Origin of the sequence: Acidiplasma sp. (assembly GCF_038728925.1) — an archaeon.
GTDB classification, from domain to species: Archaea; Thermoplasmatota; Thermoplasmata; order Thermoplasmatales; family Thermoplasmataceae; genus Acidiplasma; species Acidiplasma aeolicum.
Map to the genome: position 1 here is coordinate 184,615 of NZ_JAVYSZ010000001.1, position 18,465 is coordinate 203,079.

Below are 18,465 nucleotides of genomic sequence, written 5' to 3' on the forward strand. Positions count from 1 at the left end.
GTAAGGAATGCATAAAAAATGCATGATTATTCAGGGAAACAGCATAATAAATAAAATTGATAGAAATGATGATATAATATATGTTTTGCTTGCCGGTAGCACAGAGATATCAAAAATTCCGGGAATATCTGCCGCAGGTGAAAACTCTGAGCTCACGTTTTTGACACCGGTTCTTGATTCAGAGATTATATATTCTGGAAAATGCATTTCCTATGATGTTATACCAATGACCGAAAACGGTATACCCACACCGTCAATAATAACAAGGGCGGCAAATTTGGTTTCGGGTGTTGATATTTTGATAGTTGATGCTGGATTTTATGAATCACCAAAGATTCCATATTTACATACAAAACTTGGGCCTGCAAATGACCCAAGAAAACAGGAGGCACTTACCAAATATGATGTGGCAGTTGAAACAGGCAGGTATATTGGCAGGATGCTGGATAAAAAATATAAGTATATTGTTCTTGCTGAAAGCGTTCCCGGCGGGACAACAACAGCATACATGGTTCTTAGATCGCTTGGTTATGATTATATGACCAGCAGTTCAATGAAATCCGGGCCTGATCAGTTAAAGAGGAAGGTTGCAGATGAGGTCTTTCAGCGATATAAACCTGTTAATAATGCAATGGATTCAATGATACAGTATGGTGATTACATGATGGCACTTGCCACAGGCATATCAGGGGCTGTAAGAAATTCAACAATAATGTATGCCGGAGGCACACAGATGGCGTGCGTTTATCTCCTTGATAAAATAATAAACAAATCTCATGAGAAAAGATATATATTTACAACAGGTTATATAATTAATGACCGTGGCGATTTATTAAGTGATATTGCAGGCGGTAACATAATATATGCAAAAACCAATTTTTCCGGAATACAGGGTCTTGATTATTATGAACAGGGATATGTTAAGGAAGGTACCGGTTTTGGTGCTGCCTTTGGAATTGCATATGTTATAAATAAAAATGAAAATTTAATATATGATGAGATCAAAAAGGTGTATAATTCATTTTTATGAGATCCTGTTTTTAAAAAATTCGCTAAAAAATGAATCGGTGGACATTGAGATAAATCTGGATATTATACCACCGCGTGGGGTTAAATCCTTAATGCCAATACCAGATTTGATTCTGTTTTTCATATCGTTTATACATGCCTCCGTATCACCTATCTCATCTATTAAGGATAATTCCTTTGCCCTTGATGATGAAAATACAAGACCGGTGGCAACATCATCTATATTTTTGATGTTTCTTCTTGATTTAACCTCATCCCTGAACCTTTTAAAAACGTCCTGCATTATTTCATAGTATATGTTTTGTTCCTCATCTGTCATGGGCCTGAATGGCGAGTTCATATCCTTATATTTTCCTATTTTTGTTATCCTTGGCCTAATACCGGCAGCACTTAGGAACTCGGATACATCTGCTGATATGCTTATAACACCTATGGATCCAACTATTGATGTGGGCATGGCAAAAATTTTTTCAGATGCGCACGCAAGCCAGTAGGCACCAGAGGCGCCAGTCCCAAGAATTGATGAATAAACAGGTTTTTTTTCTGCTATTTTTCTTAGCTTATTATAAATTATTTCTGTTGAATTTGCATCCCCGCCACCGGAATTAATTATGAGAATCAAACCCCTAACCTTGTTTTTATTATACACATAATCCAGTACCGGCATTATTCTGGAAACCATATTCTGATTTATTGTTCCGTTTATATTTAATGTTGCAATGTACATAATCAATTAATGAACATAACATATTAAATTTATTGTTAAAATGTTTTATATATTTTTAATTCTCATAATTTTGTGGCCTCATCATTAAATTTTTTTATGGCCCCAATGGGATCTGGAGAATCATATATTGATCTGCCTATAATAATATAATCTGCGCCCGCCATAATTGCAGATATGATATTACCCCCCTGGGCCCCAACACCAGGTGCTATGATCTTAATATCCCCAGAAATATCCCTTATTTTTTTAAGCCTGTCCGGACGGTTTGCCGGAGCCACAAGCCCAAAAACTCCAGCCTTTAATGAATCATCCACGAGCTTATCATATACATTATCTATATATGATTCCTGGGACATTGAAACAACCGAAAAAACCTTCATCTGGCCTGCAGATTTTACAACCGCCCTTAATGATTTTATGCCTGTAAATGCATGTGATATAATACCCCATGCACCATACTGTGCAACCTTTTCTGTAATCAGTTTGTCGGTGTTTTCCACATCAGCCAGCTTAAAATCACATATTATCTTTGAATATTTTGAAAGCTCAGATATTATTTTTATGCCGTTTTCAAGTATGATTGGCCAGTTAACTTTTATGGCGAAAACCTGATCTGCCAGATTTTTAGCCAGCTCTATTCCAGTATCTCGGTCATACACATCCAGTGCAAAAATAATTTTGCTGTCTTCCATTGTTGGTAAGTCCATTAAGACATATTAAGGTTAATTGTATAAAAAGATTAAATTGTATAAAAAGATTAAAAATACATACTATAATAAACCTATATGGGAATCAGGGAAACGCTTCTGGAATCTGGAGCTGTTAAGTTTGGCTATTTTGTCCTCACATCAGGTAAAAAATCTGATTATTATGTTGACATTAAGGAGGCATCAACAAGGCCAGAAATACTTAATGCCATGGCAGATGCAATATCGTTAAAAATATCTGCAAAAAAGATTGCAGGCATGGAGCTTGGTGCTGTTCCAATACTTGTGGCCACCGCACTGAAAACTAAAATAGATTATGTAATAATAAGGAAGACTGAAAGAACTCATGGCACAAATAAGAGATGGATAGGAGAAATTAACAATGGGGAAAAAATAGATGTTATAGATGATGTTGCAACAACAGGCGGTTCTATTTTAAAATCTGTGGAGATATTAAGAAGCCACGGTGCTGTGGTGGAAAATGCCATATGTGTTGTTGACCGTGAGGAGGGCGCAAAAGAATTTTTAAAAGAAAACGGTATAAATCTAATACCTGTTATAACTGTATCTCAACTAAGATAGTGTATCATCTATTCTTCCTATTTCTATTGATGTTGTTGCATTTCCAACAAGTATTCCACTGGAATTAGTTATAATGGATGCACCTATATAATAGCTTCCAAAATTGGCTGTTCCGGTGTTTACATTAACCCCAAAAAGATCTTTAAGTTTTTGTATTTCATCCTCACTGGATTCTGGGGATACAAGCATACCCTTATCATTTAATACGGCAACAGCCCCAACAGTTTTAACCCCTGCAATTGTCGATTTTATAACCTCAACACCAAGTGTATCCTCAATCGCCTTTTCTGAGGATTCTGTAAATGATGGGTGTATTACCGCGGTTTTATCATTTGTAATTATGTTATTTCCAACGGCATTTAACCTGTCCTTTAAAAATAGTATATTTCTACCGTCGAGGTCAATACCCTGAAAATCTTCAGGCCCTGAAAGGCCTGACACAACTATCCCGTTTGAATTAAACGCAATCATTGTCCCAATAAGGCTAAAATTATTTATTATTATCCTCTTTGTTTCAACCTTAAGGGTATCCTGTATAACCTTTTCAATATCGTCATTCAGGTTTTTTGGGATAAATGCCATATCCTTAAATGATTTAACGTAAACGCCAATAAAATCACTGCCAAAAATTGATAATTTTTTAATCATAACTTTATATTTTATGGTAGGATGATTTCAGCGGTTCCATCCTCTAATTTTATTACCTTAAGGCTTATTTTTGTGGGTATGTGCTTTCTACCCCTGCTCCATAAGGCCTCATTAACCTTATTATCCACCCATATCATGCCCATATCAGATTTTGTGTATTTTGCAACCTGCTCCTTTATAATTTTAATTGCAGTGTCTGCCCTGCGGCTTCTGGATGAAAACCTTGCGGCCCTCAGGGATACATTTATTATCTGCTCATTTGTTAAATTCTGTTCCTCAACCATTATAAACACCTCAAAGCTTTAAATTGGACCTTCTCCAGTTTTTCCTTTTTGGGTTCTGTGTTACATGCCTGTCTGTTCTCAGCATGACCCAGCCAGGTACCCTTCTATTTGATTTTATTCTATTCATCAATCTTAACTTTTTGCCTAGTGGCTTATTTCTGCTCATTTTCATCTCCTCTCTATTTTTGTTTCATGCTGTGTGCCGGTTAATCTTAACAGGATGTTTTTTAACTCGGCATCGCTTATTACCCTGTTGATCCTGCCCATACTGGCAAGTTGAATTAACTGATTTTCGACATTATCAACAAGCTCTGGCTTAACAAGCCTCAATGTATTGAGCCTCTCCCTTGCCTCAGAAGAGAGTATCTGCCTCAATATTTGCTGCTTCCTTGCCTCCTCTTCCTGTGCCTGCCTCCGGCTCTCGCTTTCCATTGCCCTTTCCTGGGATTCTCTTTCGAGTTCGGCCAGTTTTCTTTGCCTTATTCGCTCCAGTTCATCATCGTCAGCAGACATTTACAACACCGGAATATAATATTATTATAACCTTGATAAATTTTATCATAAATATTTTTCTAGAACCTTGTTATTCTCAACAGCCTTTTTCATGGCGTCCCTTGATGCCTTATCAAGCAGTGCCTGGCCTGCCGGTGTGAGTACCCTGCCAGCCTTATCTTTTTTTACATAGCCCATTGTCTCAAGGGCATGAAACATGTACCTTATAATGAACCTGCTGCTCTGTACAGGATGGTATCTTTTTGTACCCCTGTCCTGCCTGCTGCCATATTCCTGGCTCATCCTTGAAATTCCTATGTTCCCTTTTATATAAATTTTTCTTAGTATTGAGGCCAGTCTGGTATAATACCAGTCTGGCTGTGTCCATGATTTTTCCTTGCCCTTTCCATCCTTTAAGAACTTAGTCCATTCTGGAATTTCAACATTCCTGGATTTAAATTCATTAACTATTTCCGAAATTAATGCCTCAGCTGGAACCTCCTTTACATTAACCATTTTATCACGATGTAGGTTTATTTATAAACTATTAATAATATTTTCGTATTTTAAATGTGCTGGTATTTAAAACTAATATTAATAATATAACAATATTAACAGGTAAATCCCAGTAAACATAATAATTAAGGGCGTGGGATACAAAATATGATAAGGCCATGCTTGAAACTACAGAAATTAATGCTATAATTATTGAAATAATAAAAAGCATGGCCATTGGGTATCTCCCAAATGAGTAATAATTAATGCTGGTAACCCCCTCTGGTAATTTTTTAATTAACCTTCTGATATTTATGGATAATATAACAAAAAACATAATAATAGCATTGGACCAGTCAAATATATATTCCAATATATGTCCGGGGGAGAAAATATCCATAACAAGCATATATATGGATATTAAAACAAGAAATATAATCATGCCAAATATTGTCTTATATTCTGATATTTGCCCTCTGCCAACAGGCAGCGAGTTTAAAATTTCTATGCCCTTTCCCTCAATAACAAGAAGGAATATTGAGTAAAATGCGGAGACTATAACTGTTAGATATATGATGGAAATAAAAATGCCCAGTGATATGCCACCGGTTTCCGGTTCAATGATTGCAAAGAAGAATGGGAGCACAAAAAGTATTGGCACAAATATGTATGTTAGATTTTGAATTTTTCTAAATGTTGTTTTAATATCCTTCTTTAAAAATGCAACATATAATTTATCCTTCTTTATGCCTGTTGATATTTTCTCAGAATTTTTCTGTTCCTCTGATGACATTAGCATATAGAAAAGTCTTCTTCTAATTTTATAATAGACAAAAATAAGAACGAATAAAAATATAAAAGATAATATAATTTCAAGAAACCTGATAATAAATCCGGATGAATAATTTAAATACACTATGTATTCAATGTTTATTGGAAATAAGAAATATTTTAAAACGGTGGGCAAACTGTTAAAAATAGTTGTCATTTCTGAAAAATAATTTGGATTTTCTAAAATTACATAGAATAATCCAAGAAGCAAAAATGTAAATGTGATTCTAATGAAATTCCTTATTGATGAATGTCTTGATGTCCTGGCACCCCTGTAAATAAATATAACTGTTGATATAATAAAACCAAGTATTAGTGACATAAACGAATAAAGTACACCAAGAACAATCGTCTGAATATCCCCTGTAAGTATGTAAAAATAAATTATTGATGGAACTATAACAAACATATATGACGATGAGTTATAAACAAACCATGAAATAAATGGAACGTTTTGATTTACAGTAACAGGAAGCGATTTTAATGGGGCCATGAGGTCATAGGCATATATTGTATTTATGAAATTCACAGAATTATAAATACCAAGCAAAAAAAGATAGGAAAACAATATGATTCCAAATGAGGCTATTGAATCTGGGCTCCTTTCACCAAAATACAATGAGTTAATTAAAAGTGAGAATAAAATAAATGTAAATGCATTCATTATATATGTGGATAGAATATTTCTAAAAAAATATCCCTGCTTATTTGCAGAATTTACCGCATTCTGAAATTTTGTTGTGTCCTTAACAGCCAAGTATCGCTGCTCCACTATAAGAAGCCTGCTTAGAAATAATTCAGTGTGCTTCATTATAAATCCTTCAATGAATTTAATAATGTATCAAGATCATTATCACCTGTCAATCTTAAAAATATTTCCTCAAGGTCCGTATTGTTTGATCCGGCCTCCTCCTTCAATTTTTCAAGAGACCCTGTACCTGCTATATTTCCGTTATAAAGTATTGATATTGTATCACATACATTTTCTGCAATCTCCATAATATGCGTTGAGAATATTACCGTTCTCCCCTTGCTCGCAAAATCTCTTAAAAGCTCCTTTATTATTCTGGAAGACCTTGGGTCTAAACCATTCATACCCTCATCCATAACAAGAAGTTGCGGATCATGGATTAATGCAGAGATAATTGCAACCTTTTGTTTTGTACCAAATGATAATGACCCAATAAATTCATTCATATACTTTTCAATTTCAAGTGCTGATGAAAACGCATTTATGCGCTCCTTAAGAGTGGCGCTGTCTATATTAAAAACTGATCCTATAAAATTAAAAAATTCTATGGGTGTTAACGATTCATATAAAGCGGGGGTTTCCGGTATATATCCAAGAAACTTTTTAATACTGTCTGCACCGGTTACAGCATTTATTCCATTGACTGTAACAGACCCTGAGGTTGGAGGCAGGATCCCAGAGATTATTTTTAATAAAGTTGTCTTTCCCGATCCATTAGGGCCCAGTATGCCATAAATCTGACCGCCATCAATATCCAGTGTAATATTATTTATGGCCGTCGTATTTCCGTATTTTTTAACCAAATCCTTAATTTCTATAAAGCTCAATATGTTAAGTAAGCAAAAATATTATATATAATTTTACTGTTAAACCCTCTGGAGGCGTGAACGTTTAATTTATGAATCACCGTGATTAAGATTCCATGTGATGTATTTAACAATTAATAATGCGGGCAATTAAATACAAACCTTCGACCATTATAAGTTGTCCAGGAAATACAGAAAATTAGGCCATGAGGAGTTATGTTAAACCACTGTGGATGAATCAGGTATGCATAATAATGGTGGTCTGGCACCTCAATGGTTGAATAATTATTTTGACTTTTATTTTTCTAAATATTATTATACAGAATTATAATGAGGCTGCAATGTTTATTAACATAGAGGGCATCGATGGGTCTGGAAAAACAACGCTTGTAAATAATCTAAAAAATACATTTCCAGATTTTTATTACACGAGAGAACCAACAGATGGCTTTGACTATGCCGGTCTTGTACCCCTGGAAAATGAATATAACTCGATACTTGATTTTTTTCTGTTTACATATGATAGAATAAGGCATCAAAAGGAAATAAAGGAAAATATAAAAAATATAGTTATATCAGATAGATACATAGCGTCATCAATAGCCTATGAGGGGCCGCTAATAGAGAGATTTTTTTCAGGCATTGATGAAACAATTCAGTATCTTATGGATGTTTCAAGGCCTGTAAAATGCATGCCAGATGTGATTATTTATTTGGATGTAAAAATAGATACAGCATTGAAAAGAATAATAAATAATAGAAAAGTTTTAAAATACAGGGATGAGAAATTATCAGTTCTTGAGAAAAAAAATGTTCTGGGCTTTGTATCCACATATTATTTATATTTCCTCAAAAATATTAAAAAATTTACTGGCACGGATATAAGGGTCGAGTATATAGATGCAAACAGGCCTGAAAATATGGTTTTAAACGACACTATTAAAATAATAGAGAAATTATTATGATTTTATAATGTTGTTACTATTATCTCATCGTTTAAGATCATGATTGTATGCTCTGACTGTGCAATCATTGCCTTATTGTGTTCCTTTAACACGGGGAATCCGGAGATGTATCTGCTTAACATCATTTTTTTAATGTATTCCTTATAATCTGTTTTAATTTTTGCCAGCCATCTCTCAGCAAATGGAACTGTATTAAAATTTTTATATATTATCTCATTTTTGTCCCTGACCTTTGTATCATCGATTATATAAATATTTCCAAGCTGACCGTTATGTATTAATCCAAGCGCGGTGCTTGCAAATGGTTCTATGGCAATAACCTTCTCTGTTTTAATTGTTTCATCATTGCCATCATTATAGTTTGGTATAAATATTTCCGAGTGCAAATCATATCTGTTTATTCCATGACCACCAAGGTTTTTTACCGGCTTAAATCCGTATGATGTTATAACATTTTCTATTTCCTCACCTATTTTATAAATATTAACCATTGGCCTTAAGATTTTAATTGCAGCATTTAAGGCCTCCCTGGTTGAATCAATTAAATCTGAATAATTGCCGGTGTTGCCAACCTCAATGCTGGCTGCATTGTCTGATATATAACCGTCAATCATGGCTCCAAGATCAACCTTTACAAGATCGCCTGTTTTAAATTTCTTTTTATCGCCCTCGAATGGTGTGTAATGTGCGGCCTCATTATTTATTGACAAATTAACAGGAAAAGATGGTTCAGCACCATTATCCCTGATAAACTGCTCGGTTTTCTCTGCAACGTCATAAAAGAGTGCACCGGGTTCTATTAAGGTCTGCGCATATTCAAGTGCTTTCCTTCCGATTTTACCAGCCAGAAGCCACTTATTTTTAATCTCTGAATCCATAGTATCCTGTTTTTTATTTCAACATATATTATTAAGTTATCCAATTGATTGCATCTGTTTGGCCTTCCTATAATGCGGCATCACAAGTTTTAATCTTGTTACATTAGCCAACAGTTCAAGAGTATTATTAATATGACATTTAGGATAGAATTTGGAAAAGATTAAAAACTATTTAAATATTTTAAATTAAAATGAATCAGATGTACGCAAGGCAGGAGGCTTTAAAATTCATTGGCAGCACCGGACAGGGGCAACTGCTTCAGAAGACTGTGCTTGTAATTGGCCTCGGTGGAACAGGTAGTGCAGCAGCCAATCTATTTGCCCGGCTGGGTATAAAAAAGCTTATTATCATAGACAGGGATATCATAGAGATAAGCAATATCCATAGGCAGTTGCTTTATGATTATGATGATATTGGAAAGTACAAGGCAGAAACAGCATTTAAAAAAATTAAAAAAATCAATCCGTATCTTGATGTTGAGTATTATAATGAGACTTTTGATGCTTCAAAGGCATATCTGGTTGAGAAATCTGATCTTGTCTTTGATGGCACAGACAACATGACCACCAGATTTATTATAAATGATGCATGCATTAAATTTAACAAACCATGGATATTTACATCTGCAATTGAGATGTACGGGGAGATAAAGGCCATAATACCGGGAAGAACATCATGCTATGCATGCTATAATAATGATCCTGTTGAAATGCCATCATGTGCTGTTTCCGGAGTTTTAAGCCCGGTACCATCCGCAATTGCATCCATGGCCGTTACAATGGCAGTTAGGATAATGCTTGGAGGTTCTATTTCAGGGGACCTTTATTTTATTGATGCATTTAATACAGATATCACAAAAATAAATATTAAAAAAAATAAGGAGTGCAGGGCATGCAATTACAGGGATTTTAAATATCTTGGTGCATATTATTCCAACCTTGGAAAATCAATTTTATCATAATATTAATATTTTAATCAATTCACTGACAACCACTATTATAAACACCACACCAAGGAATCTGTAGATATACTTCTGGTCTATTTTATGGGCATAAATTGAAAAATAATAGCCTGAAATTAGGGCGATAACACCAATGATTATGGATGCCACATAATTTATATGCCCTATCCTGACATACCCAAGAGAACCCGACAGAGCGGATAAAAACATTGCAAGTGTGGCTGTTCCAACCATATCCTGGGCCCTCATGGAAAAAAGCAGTATTATTATAAGTATAAACATTATGCCACCGCTGGTTCCTATTACACCTGTAAGTATACCTATTGGTATGCTCAGTATAAATCCAAAAAGGAAGGAAAAGAACTTATTTAAATTCCATTTTTTTATTCCTTTTTTATTCATATTATATGATTTTCTAATGGAATAATACGCCATATATGCAGCCATGGCAGTAAATATAATTTCCAGTGGGATGACCGGCAGTATATGGGCAATATTCGATCCTATCTGCGCACCGATTACGGCACCTATTCCCAAAATTATTCCGGCTGCCACATTAATGGTTTTCTTCTTAAAATATACATAAATAACAATCGTTGTGGTTATGACATCAACAAGAAGACTGGCGCCTATTGAGGTTTTAAAATTTATGCCCATAAATGATAGGGCCGGAACTACAACTATAACACCGCTGCTGCCGGTTATACCTGTTAGTGCCCCAACTGCAATACCAATGATGATTAAAATTATGTAAAAAATTAGATCCATTATTTGACATTAAAAAATCATTAAAAATCTATTTGATTTACTGATAGGATTAAATACCAATATATTTATACATTTTAAAAAATATGGTACTGTGGAAAATAATATTTATTATGTAATTGATACCTCAGCAATTTTATCAGGAAAGATTAACATTGCAGCCGGAAATCTCATATTTCCTGAAAGTGTGATTAATGAAATTCAGCATGGAAATATTAAATATTTGATTGATTCCATGGAAAACATAAGGGTTTATAGACCAGAAGAGGGGTATCTTAACATTGTTAAGGAGGCATCCAAAAAAACAGGGGATTATAATGTATTAAGCAGCACTGATATGGATATAATTGCACTGGCATTGCAGTTTAATGCCATAATAATCACTGATGATTATGCAATACAGAACGTTGCATCAAGGCTTAAAATAAAATATTCTGGTGCATCCATAAATGAAATAAAAAGGGAAATAAGATGGTTATACCGGTGTACCGGATGCCATAAAATTTATAATGAGGACATTAAAGAATGCCCTGTATGCGGGCATAAACTTAAAAGATTTACAAAAAAATTATAGATTTAATATTTTTTCTATCCTGTCCAGGATTTCCCTTATGTTTTCCTTATATTTTGTAAATTCTGAATAAATTATGTTTAAAAGCGGGTCCCATTCTATTAAATTTTCAGGCGGTAACAGTTTAACATTATAATTTGTTAAAAAACCCTTAACAATTTTATTTTCAGGTTCATAATTTACCCGTATGCCTGTAAATTTATCCTGCAGTATATCAAGTACCTCATAAACCACAGGCTGTATAATAAAAAGATGCTCAAAATATTTTCGTGATATCTCAACATGTGCAAATATTTTACCCTTATTTTTATGCTCAAATAACCTTAAATGAAGTTCCCATGGAAATTTTATTATCCTTGAAAGGCTGAATTTTTCACCCTTATAAAAGCTTGGAGTGGCATCAGAGAAACCGGCCTCAATTAAATGCAATGCAATATTTTTTGTCTGTTCAACAGGATACAGAATTGAAAAAATACTCTCATTGCCTATGTCATTTTTATTAACCTCATATAACTTTCCACCGGATGTTTTAACACCCCTGGGATATTTTACCTGTAATGGAGATAAATCCATTTATGTGTATAGCTTTATTATTGATTAGTTTACCGTTTTTAATAACAGGTAATTTATAATATCCTATGTCCTAATACAATATTTTCCGTTTTAATGGTTAAATATAAGATAATTAGAATATGTTTAAAATGAATAAAATTATTAAATTGTCTGACATTTATAGGCATGAATGAAAAAACTGTTTCCGAATCAGAGTCTGAGATGAGCAGGCTTGTTTTACCTGAGGATACTAATTCATTTGGAAATCTTTATGGTGGAAGGCTTGTGGAATGGATGGATAACATAGCAAGCATCACGGCATTTAAGCATGCAAGGTCAAAGGTTGTTACAGGCAGCATTGACAGCCTTTTCTTTTTATCACCTGTAAAACTTGGATATATAGTAAACATACATTCCAGAATTACCTATGTAACAAGATCCACCATGGAGGTGGAAATAACGGTGAAATCTGAGAACGTTGAAACTGCTGAGAATAAAATTACAACCAGGGCCTATTTTACCTATGTTGCCATAGATGACAGCGGGCATTCCATAGAGATTCCGGGGCTCAAAATTCAGGGTCCTGATGAGGAAAGGAGGTACCATGAGGGTGAATTAAGAAATAAGATGAGAATAGAACTATTGGAGGAGGCAAGAAAAAATTTGAACAAGTGATATCATGAATGGAAGCATATATGAAAGAGAGCTTTTAAACATACTTTCAGGAAATATTAAAACCATAGAAAAGATTGGTAAAAATCTTGATCCTGTTTCAAGGGATATTCTGTATTCATTAATATCAAAACCTTTCTATGTTTCCAGAACAGCAGGTTCATTTGGTGCAGATCTTATCTCCTTAAGGGATGATTACTCCATGGTTATTGAGGTAAAATCCTCCGAGAGGGAACAGCTTACGTTTAGTGAATCATCCGGAGTGAAACAGGAACAGGCCATAAAATTAAATAACAGGTGCATAAATTCTGGACTTTTCATTACATATGCATACAGATTAAAGGGGGTAAAGGGAGACCCATGGAGATTTTTCTCAATAGAATCCGATAAAAATTACACGGGCAGAATGCGCGGGCTGTATGAACTGCTTCCAAAGCAGGAAATAACAAAAAATGGTAATTTTATATTAAAATGGCATAAAGGTCTGCCCTTAATAAAACTTATTGATTATTTAAATTCATAAATTTTCTTTTATCGAATTATCAAGTATTTCCATGGCATCATTTATCTGTTCCTCTCTAATAATCAATGGTGGTATGAACCTTATTGCACTCTCTCCGGCACCGAGAAGTATAAGACCCTTTTTAAAAGAGGATTCTATAACATTATCTCTTAATTTTTTATTGTATTTTTTGCTTTTTGCATCCATAACAAAGTCAATGGCCTGCATTAATCCAAGGCCGCGGACATCCCCTATGCTTGGATATTTTTCCTGCAATTCCCTTAACCTCTTATTTAAATAGAAACCCATTTTATTTGAATTCTCAACCATTTTCTTTGATTTTATTTCATCTATTGTTGCTATGCTTGCAGCACAGGCCAGCATATTGCCACCAAATGTATTTGAATGCAATCCTGACTTTTCAAAATCATATTTTGATTTTACAATTGATGCCCCCATTGGTATTCCGGATGCTATGGATTTTGCAAGCGACATAATATCAGGGTCAATACCAAAATATTCAGATGCAAAGAAGTAACCTGTTCTTCCAAAGCCTGTTTGTACCTCATCCATTATATAAAGCATGCCATACTCATGTGCGAGTTCCATCATTCTTTTATGGAAATATTTTGGTGGCACTATGTAACCGCCCTCACCCTGAATTGGTTCTGCCAAAATACCCGCAACACTTTCTGCAGGTACATATCTGTCAAGAACATAATCCTTGAGGTAATCCACCACAGCACCTGTTAGATTTTCAGGGTCTTCATAACCATCTATTCCAAATGGATTTCTATATGGATCTGCAAATGGTATGTGGTGCACACCAGGCATTTCAGGATAAAAATATTCATGGTGTGTGGCCTTTGAGGCAGTAAATGCCAGGGACCCCATGGTTCTTCCATGGAAACCACCAATGAATCCTATAAATTGAGGCCGTTTGGTAAAACTTTTAGCAAATTTTATTGAGGCCTCATTGCTCTCGGTTCCAGAATTTGTAAAAAATACCTTTTTATCCCTTGAACCTGGCATAACATTTATTAGGGCCTCCGCAGCATCAACCTGAATTTTATAATAAAAATCAGTACCTGCAAAGTGCCACATTTTATGCATCTGATCCTCAACCGCGGAAATAAGGTGGCTGTTTGAGTACCCAATGTTTGATGTGCTTATTCCACTTGAAAAATCTAAAAATACGTTGCCATCAACATCCTCAATATAACAATCACTGGCCCTGCAGGCCACAACTGGTAATGATTTCGTGGATGTTGCCAGAAATTTAGAGTCCATATTTATGATCTCCCTAGCCTTTGGACCTGGCAGTTCTGTATTAATAACAATTTTTTTTAACATTTTATTCTCTTCCATGATTTATATAATTTACCTATCTTTAAAAACTTTTTTAATGGAATATTATAAATCCTCTAATTTCCTGCAATTTTTATTTGTTGAAAATTTTATTTATTTTTTATAAGGTTATCCTAATTTTGTAAAATTATATATAAAATTCCATAATATTAATCGGATGGCATCTGAGGACTGGAAATACCAAAAACGCTTTTTAAGAGATGAACTTACAGATATGGTATTCTATACATATCTTTATAATAAAATAGCAGACCCGGAAATGAAAAAAAATTTAGAGCACCTTGCTGAAACAGAAAAGGAGCATGCAAATTTCTGGGGGAATGAATTAAAAAAGAAACTAGGCATAGATATAAACAAAATAACATATAGAAAATTAAAATATTTTGGGCTTAAAATTGTAAGGTTTATAATAGGAAGGAATTTAATAATAAATCTGCTTGAGCATGGTGAATACGCCTCTGTTAGGAAATATAAGGAATATATAGATTCCTATAAGGGCAATGAGGATTACAAAAAAAAGGTAAGGGACCTAATCACACAGGAAATGGAGCATGAGGATATATTTGCCGGGAAAATATCAATTGAGGAAAAAACCATTCAAAAGAGCAGGGATTTTTTATATGGCATGAGTGATGGCCTGGTTGAGATACTTGCCACAATTGCAGGTCTTACAGCAATTATATCAAATAATATTTACATAGCATTAAGCGGTTTTGTTGTTGGAATTAGTGGAACATTCAGCATGACCTTGGGTTCTTATCTGGCACAGAAGTCTGAATCTGAATATAAAATATCCATGCTTAATAGAAAGCATATTTTTTCAAAGAGCAGGAAAATAGATGATTTAATTGAAAATTATTCCAAGGAGGCATCAAACTCTGCACTAAACACTGCAATATCATATATAGTGGGTGCGGCCATTCCAATACTCCCATTTGTTTTTCTTAGTAAATATGCTGCAATTCTTGTATCCATTATTGCGGTGGGATTAACACAGGGATTTGCAAACGCCGTTGTTGCTTTGTCTTTAAACACACCCATATTAAAAACCGCTGTCAGGGCATCATTGCTTGCACTTGGTGCGGCAGGCATAACATTTATTGCAGGAGAAATTTTTCACATAATATTTCATATTTCACTTTTATAATGAATAATTAATAAATGATACATAAATTATTTTCTGTTAACCATGTTAACACACAACTTTGGAACTTATCATCTCTTTGATGATTAACCTTCCTGTATAAACCCCAATAAATCTATTCTGACAAATGTCTCAGTGGCTGCAATTTTAATTATATTATATAATGCATTAAATCTGCATGTATAAGAATTCCCTTATATGTTCTGAATACTCCAATTTTTATTCCTTTCATAAATATTTTTCATGCTTCTCAATGCTTTCATATTGAAAAAGTTTAATATATATTTATAAATAGTGTCCAAGTAATGAAGGCACCAAGAATTGCATATTTTGTTGGTCTCTCCGCGATGTTTGCTGATATGGGGTATCAGGGGGCAATGGCCCTTCTGCCAGTATATCTAGTCTTTGTGCTGAAATTAAATTTTATATATTTCGGTATTGCTGAGGCATTAATTTTTGGATTTGGATCATTATTTTCCTATTTAGGTGGTAAATTAAGCGACAGATATGGGAGCAAGAATGTGGCAGTTGCAGGGAACAGCCTGATACCATTTTTATCATTCACAGGGTTTACATATATACCATTAATATCTGTTGGACTTTTTTCCACAGGATGGTGGATGAGAAATTTAAGGTCCCCGGCAAGGAGGGCGTTTCTGGCAGAGAATACAGAAGAAAATGAGAGGACATCATCATTTGGGATACTTCACAGCCTTGATGTTGGCGGTGGTATAATTTCAATTTTGATTCTTGTTATATTAATACTTTTAAATTTTACATACAAATATTTATTCTTATTCTCCATTTTTCCAATAATAATTTCCACATTAATACTGGCATCGATTAAATCAAATAAACACCTGCCTCTAAAAAAAAGCAATAAAAAAACAGTTCTGGAAAATAACAAATATATTTTTTATGGTATAATAATAGCCACCTCACTTTTTGGATTTGGATCCTACAGCATGGGATTTCCAATAATAACCGTTGCACAGAATGCGGATTACAGCCAGAGCCTTAAAATTATCTCCGGTATTGTATCATATGGAATATTTCTGGGTTTTTCCTCACTGACAGGATACATACTCAGCAGGGTAAATATTAAAAGTCAAATTTCCTCACTTGCCATATTTGGTTACATACTTTCAGGTGCCGGTACACTTGGAATTGTAATAACTCTAATTTATGGCCTCGGCCTGCCAGGATTTTATATTTCAATTATAATTGCATCTGTGGCGTTTGGCATAGTTGAGACATATGAACCATCAATAATATCAAAATCTGTGGATGCATCAAAGCTTGGTGCCGGCATGGGAATTCTATCCTCTTCAAGATCAGTTGGATATTTTATTGCAAATCTTATTATGGGTTTCCTGTATGAAATAAGCCCTGAATTCTCATATGCTTATGCTGGTATTGTTTCAATTGCGGCTGGTATAATCATACTTGCCTTCTTAAACATCCAAAGAAAATTAGAACCGGTGAAAATTTAAATTTGATATATACAAAGTTTAATATTTAAATACAGATATGGTTATTTATGGTGAATAAGGGTTTTAATTCAAAATGTGTGCATTCCGGTGATATGACCATAGATGGTGTGGGTAATGTTGTTACTCCAGTTTTTGAAAACTCCACATTTGAATTCAATGATAATGGTGTTTCAGGAGATTACATATATTCACGATGGGGGAATCCAACAGTTGAATCATTTGAGAGGAAATACGCAGATTTGGAAAATACTGAACACGCACTGGCATTTTCCTCTGGAATGTCTGCAATAACATCAAGTGTAATGGCCATGATAAAATCAGGTGATTCACTACTTACAATAAATGAGCTTTATGGCCAGACCTTTGAGTTCTTTTCAAATGTGTTGCCAAAATATAATATAAACGTTGATTTTACAACCGTGGAAGACCTGAATAGTGGAAATTTAAAAAATAAAAATTATAAATTACTATATATTGAATCAATAACAAATCCTCTACTTGAGGTTCCTGATCTAATAAATTTATCAAAAATATGTCATGAAATGGGAATAAGAATTGCCACGGATGCCACATTTGCCACACCGTATAATCAAAACCCGGTTTCAATGGGGGCAGATCTTGTTTTGCATAGTGGAACAAAATACATATCAGGCCATTCTGACCTTCTTATTGGCCTTGCAGGATTTAACAGATATTATGATGAATTTGCCTTCTCCAGAAAAACATTTGGTGGCACACCCGACGCATTTCAGGCCTATCTTGCCTATCGTGGGCTTAAAACGCTTGGCATAAGAATGGAAAGGCATAATAAAAATGCCATGGAGCTTGCGCAGGTTCTTAATGACTCTCAAAAAATTGAAAAGGTGTATTATCCTGGATTAAGGGATAATGAATACCATAAAATAGCCGAGAAAAATTTAAAGGGATTCGGTGGTATGATATCATTTAAGGTTAAGGGCGGAATAGAAAATTCACATAAATTAATTAAAAATTTAAAAATACCAAAATACGCGGTTAGTCTTGGTGGTGTTGAAAGCCTTATATCGATACCTGTTGAGGGCACGCATAAGGCAATGTCTCCTGAGGAAAGGGCAGCATCAGGCATAACGGATAACCTTGTAAGGCTTTCTGTTGGTATAGAGGATTCTGAGGATTTAATAGATGATTTTAAAAATGCCCTTGAAAAAATATAATTTATTTGCACAGTTTAATAAATTATTTAATCCTAATAAATTTTAAAA

At 34.3% G+C, this 18,465-nt stretch carries 23 protein-coding genes; 10 read left to right on the forward strand and 13 right to left on the reverse strand.

The genetic code is table 11. From position 1 onward, the window contains the following. Window positions 1–22 precede the first annotated feature (22 nt). Window positions 23–1,030 carry a nicotinate-nucleotide--dimethylbenzimidazole phosphoribosyltransferase gene (locus QXW15_RS01085; protein ID WP_342789782.1) on the forward strand — a complete coding sequence of 336 codons (1,008 nt, stop codon included), beginning with the start codon at window positions 23–25 and terminating at the stop codon, window positions 1,028–1,030. On the opposite strand, the gene sppA is transcribed toward QXW15_RS01085, so the two are convergent. Further along, window positions 1,025–1,756, reverse strand: coding sequence for a signal peptide peptidase SppA (sppA, locus tag QXW15_RS01090; RefSeq protein WP_048102127.1), 732 nt, complete (start codon window positions 1,754–1,756; stop codon window positions 1,025–1,027). The genes QXW15_RS01085 and sppA overlap by 6 nt on opposite strands. Window positions 1,757–1,818: 62 nt before the next feature. Further along, on the reverse strand, window positions 1,819–2,463 hold the full coding sequence (gene pyrF / locus QXW15_RS01095) for an orotidine-5'-phosphate decarboxylase (protein ID WP_052656838.1): 645 nt from the start codon (window positions 2,461–2,463) through the stop codon (window positions 1,819–1,821). Window positions 2,464–2,541: 78 nt separating this feature from the next. Here pyrF and pyrE point away from each other — a divergent pair, with 78 nt between their 5' ends. Further along, complete coding sequence (pyrE, locus tag QXW15_RS01100; RefSeq protein ID WP_052656837.1) at window positions 2,542–3,045, forward strand: orotate phosphoribosyltransferase; 504 nt, start codon at window positions 2,542–2,544, stop codon at window positions 3,043–3,045. Here pyrE and QXW15_RS01105 read toward each other — a convergent pair. The 7 genes from QXW15_RS01105 to QXW15_RS01135 are packed head-to-tail and all read right to left on the reverse strand — an operon-like array spanning window position 3,037 to window position 7,373. Beyond that, on the reverse strand, window positions 3,037–3,693 hold the full coding sequence (locus QXW15_RS01105) for a translation initiation factor IF-6 (protein WP_048102126.1): 657 nt from the start codon (window positions 3,691–3,693) through the stop codon (window positions 3,037–3,039). The two genes, pyrE and QXW15_RS01105, sit on opposite strands and share 9 nt — an antisense overlap. Before the next feature lie 11 nt (window positions 3,694–3,704). Further along, entirely contained in the window at window positions 3,705–3,977 is a 273-nt protein-coding gene (locus tag QXW15_RS01110; RefSeq protein ID WP_048102125.1) for a 50S ribosomal protein L31e, read from the reverse strand. A 10-nt stretch (window positions 3,978–3,987) separates the two neighbouring features. Next, entirely contained in the window at window positions 3,988–4,143 is a 156-nt protein-coding gene (locus QXW15_RS01115; RefSeq protein WP_048102195.1) for a 50S ribosomal protein L39e, read from the reverse strand. A gap of 2 nt (window positions 4,144–4,145) precedes the next feature. Beyond that, window positions 4,146–4,490, reverse strand: a complete 345-nt coding sequence (locus QXW15_RS01120) for a DNA-binding protein (protein WP_048102124.1) — start codon at window positions 4,488–4,490, stop codon at window positions 4,146–4,148. 45 nt (window positions 4,491–4,535) lie between these two features. Continuing rightward, on the reverse strand, window positions 4,536–4,985 hold the full coding sequence (locus tag QXW15_RS01125; protein WP_287954562.1) for a 30S ribosomal protein S19e: 450 nt from the start codon (window positions 4,983–4,985) through the stop codon (window positions 4,536–4,538). Between the two features lie 31 nt (window positions 4,986–5,016). Then, a complete protein-coding gene (locus QXW15_RS01130; protein WP_342789784.1) occupies window positions 5,017–6,606 on the reverse strand; it encodes a hypothetical protein in 1,590 nt (529 codons plus the stop codon). Then, entirely contained in the window at window positions 6,606–7,373 is a 768-nt protein-coding gene (locus tag QXW15_RS01135; RefSeq protein ID WP_048102121.1) for an ABC transporter ATP-binding protein, read from the reverse strand. The genes QXW15_RS01130 and QXW15_RS01135 overlap by 1 nt, the downstream gene beginning before the upstream one ends. Before the next feature lie 320 nt (window positions 7,374–7,693). Here QXW15_RS01135 and tmk point away from each other — a divergent pair, with 320 nt between their 5' ends. After that, complete coding sequence (tmk, locus tag QXW15_RS01140; protein WP_052656835.1) at window positions 7,694–8,317, forward strand: dTMP kinase; 624 nt, start codon at window positions 7,694–7,696, stop codon at window positions 8,315–8,317. A gap of 2 nt (window positions 8,318–8,319) precedes the next feature. Here tmk and map read toward each other — a convergent pair whose 3' ends face one another. Beyond that, window positions 8,320–9,195, reverse strand: coding sequence for a type II methionyl aminopeptidase (map, locus tag QXW15_RS01145; RefSeq protein ID WP_054964528.1), 876 nt, complete (start codon window positions 9,193–9,195; stop codon window positions 8,320–8,322). A gap of 191 nt (window positions 9,196–9,386) precedes the next feature. On the opposite strand from map, the gene QXW15_RS01150 reads away from it, so the two are divergent. Continuing rightward, window positions 9,387–10,157: a HesA/MoeB/ThiF family protein gene (locus QXW15_RS01150; protein WP_054964527.1), complete on the forward strand. Its 771-nt coding sequence runs from the start codon at window positions 9,387–9,389 to the stop codon at window positions 10,155–10,157. Here QXW15_RS01150 and QXW15_RS01155 read toward each other — a convergent pair. Continuing rightward, window positions 10,152–10,925, reverse strand: coding sequence for a sulfite exporter TauE/SafE family protein (locus QXW15_RS01155; RefSeq protein ID WP_054964526.1), 774 nt, complete (start codon window positions 10,923–10,925; stop codon window positions 10,152–10,154). The two genes, QXW15_RS01150 and QXW15_RS01155, sit on opposite strands and share 6 nt — an antisense overlap. A 91-nt stretch (window positions 10,926–11,016) precedes the next feature. Here QXW15_RS01155 and QXW15_RS01160 point away from each other — a divergent pair, with 91 nt between their 5' ends. Beyond that, window positions 11,017–11,496: an NOB1 family endonuclease gene (locus QXW15_RS01160; protein ID WP_231563440.1), complete on the forward strand. Its 480-nt coding sequence runs from the start codon at window positions 11,017–11,019 to the stop codon at window positions 11,494–11,496. On the opposite strand, the gene QXW15_RS01165 is transcribed toward QXW15_RS01160, so the two are convergent. Further along, window positions 11,491–12,066, reverse strand: coding sequence for a hypothetical protein (locus QXW15_RS01165; RefSeq protein ID WP_055032635.1), 576 nt, complete (start codon window positions 12,064–12,066; stop codon window positions 11,491–11,493). The two genes, QXW15_RS01160 and QXW15_RS01165, sit on opposite strands and share 6 nt — an antisense overlap. 165 nt (window positions 12,067–12,231) lie before the next feature. On the opposite strand from QXW15_RS01165, the gene QXW15_RS01170 reads away from it, so the two are divergent. Both QXW15_RS01170 and QXW15_RS01175 read left to right on the forward strand, forming a co-directional pair. Continuing rightward, window positions 12,232–12,720, forward strand: a complete 489-nt coding sequence (locus QXW15_RS01170) for an acyl-CoA thioesterase (RefSeq protein WP_048102115.1) — start codon at window positions 12,232–12,234, stop codon at window positions 12,718–12,720. 4 nt (window positions 12,721–12,724) lie between these two features. Further along, the gene (locus QXW15_RS01175) at window positions 12,725–13,240 is read left to right on the forward strand and encodes a hypothetical protein (protein WP_048102114.1); all 516 of its coding nucleotides are present in this window, start codon (window positions 12,725–12,727) and stop codon (window positions 13,238–13,240) included. Here QXW15_RS01175 and QXW15_RS01180 read toward each other — a convergent pair. Continuing rightward, entirely contained in the window at window positions 13,235–14,587 is a 1,353-nt protein-coding gene (locus tag QXW15_RS01180; RefSeq protein WP_054964524.1) for an acetyl ornithine aminotransferase family protein, read from the reverse strand. The genes QXW15_RS01175 and QXW15_RS01180 overlap by 6 nt on opposite strands. Before the next feature lie 157 nt (window positions 14,588–14,744). Here QXW15_RS01180 and QXW15_RS01185 point away from each other — a divergent pair, with 157 nt between their 5' ends. From QXW15_RS01185 to QXW15_RS01195, 3 genes are all read left to right on the forward strand, one after another. Next, complete coding sequence (locus QXW15_RS01185) at window positions 14,745–15,734, forward strand: VIT1/CCC1 family protein (protein WP_342789785.1); 990 nt, start codon at window positions 14,745–14,747, stop codon at window positions 15,732–15,734. A 302-nt stretch (window positions 15,735–16,036) separates the two neighbouring features. After that, the gene (locus QXW15_RS01190; protein WP_048102111.1) at window positions 16,037–17,224 is read left to right on the forward strand and encodes an MFS transporter; all 1,188 of its coding nucleotides are present in this window, start codon (window positions 16,037–16,039) and stop codon (window positions 17,222–17,224) included. A 47-nt stretch (window positions 17,225–17,271) separates the two neighbouring features. Continuing rightward, the gene (locus QXW15_RS01195) at window positions 17,272–18,417 is read left to right on the forward strand and encodes a PLP-dependent transferase (RefSeq protein WP_048102110.1); all 1,146 of its coding nucleotides are present in this window, start codon (window positions 17,272–17,274) and stop codon (window positions 18,415–18,417) included. Window positions 18,418–18,465 lie beyond the last annotated feature (48 nt).

Coding starts and splice junctions, on each gene's coding strand:
- QXW15_RS01085 (WP_342789782.1), top strand. CDS start 23: ATGATTATTCAGGGAAACAGCATAATAAATAAAATTGATAGAAATGAT.
- sppA (WP_048102127.1), bottom strand. CDS start 1,756: ATGTACATTGCAACATTAAATATAAACGGAACAATAAATCAGAATATG.
- pyrF (WP_052656838.1), bottom strand. CDS start 2,463: ATGGACTTACCAACAATGGAAGACAGCAAAATTATTTTTGCACTGGAT.
- pyrE (WP_052656837.1), top strand. CDS start 2,542: ATGGGAATCAGGGAAACGCTTCTGGAATCTGGAGCTGTTAAGTTTGGC.
- QXW15_RS01105 (WP_048102126.1), bottom strand. CDS start 3,693: ATGATTAAAAAATTATCAATTTTTGGCAGTGATTTTATTGGCGTTTAC.
- QXW15_RS01110 (WP_048102125.1), bottom strand. CDS start 3,977: ATGGTTGAGGAACAGAATTTAACAAATGAGCAGATAATAAATGTATCC.
- QXW15_RS01115 (WP_048102195.1), bottom strand. CDS start 4,143: ATGAGCAGAAATAAGCCACTAGGCAAAAAGTTAAGATTGATGAATAGA.
- QXW15_RS01120 (WP_048102124.1), bottom strand. CDS start 4,490: ATGTCTGCTGACGATGATGAACTGGAGCGAATAAGGCAAAGAAAACTG.
- QXW15_RS01125 (WP_287954562.1), bottom strand. CDS start 4,985: ATGGTTAATGTAAAGGAGGTTCCAGCTGAGGCATTAATTTCGGAAATA.
- QXW15_RS01130 (WP_342789784.1), bottom strand. CDS start 6,606: ATGAAGCACACTGAATTATTTCTAAGCAGGCTTCTTATAGTGGAGCAG.
- tmk (WP_052656835.1), top strand. CDS start 7,694: ATGTTTATTAACATAGAGGGCATCGATGGGTCTGGAAAAACAACGCTT.
- map (WP_054964528.1), bottom strand. CDS start 9,195: ATGGATTCAGAGATTAAAAATAAGTGGCTTCTGGCTGGTAAAATCGGA.
- QXW15_RS01150 (WP_054964527.1), top strand. CDS start 9,387: ATGAATCAGATGTACGCAAGGCAGGAGGCTTTAAAATTCATTGGCAGC.
- QXW15_RS01155 (WP_054964526.1), bottom strand. CDS start 10,925: ATGGATCTAATTTTTTACATAATTTTAATCATCATTGGTATTGCAGTT.
- QXW15_RS01165 (WP_055032635.1), bottom strand. CDS start 12,066: ATGGATTTATCTCCATTACAGGTAAAATATCCCAGGGGTGTTAAAACA.
- QXW15_RS01170 (WP_048102115.1), top strand. CDS start 12,232: ATGAATGAAAAAACTGTTTCCGAATCAGAGTCTGAGATGAGCAGGCTT.
- QXW15_RS01175 (WP_048102114.1), top strand. CDS start 12,725: ATGAATGGAAGCATATATGAAAGAGAGCTTTTAAACATACTTTCAGGA.
- QXW15_RS01180 (WP_054964524.1), bottom strand. CDS start 14,587: ATGGAAGAGAATAAAATGTTAAAAAAAATTGTTATTAATACAGAACTG.
- QXW15_RS01185 (WP_342789785.1), top strand. CDS start 14,745: ATGGCATCTGAGGACTGGAAATACCAAAAACGCTTTTTAAGAGATGAA.
- QXW15_RS01190 (WP_048102111.1), top strand. CDS start 16,037: ATGAAGGCACCAAGAATTGCATATTTTGTTGGTCTCTCCGCGATGTTT.
- QXW15_RS01195 (WP_048102110.1), top strand. CDS start 17,272: ATGGTGAATAAGGGTTTTAATTCAAAATGTGTGCATTCCGGTGATATG.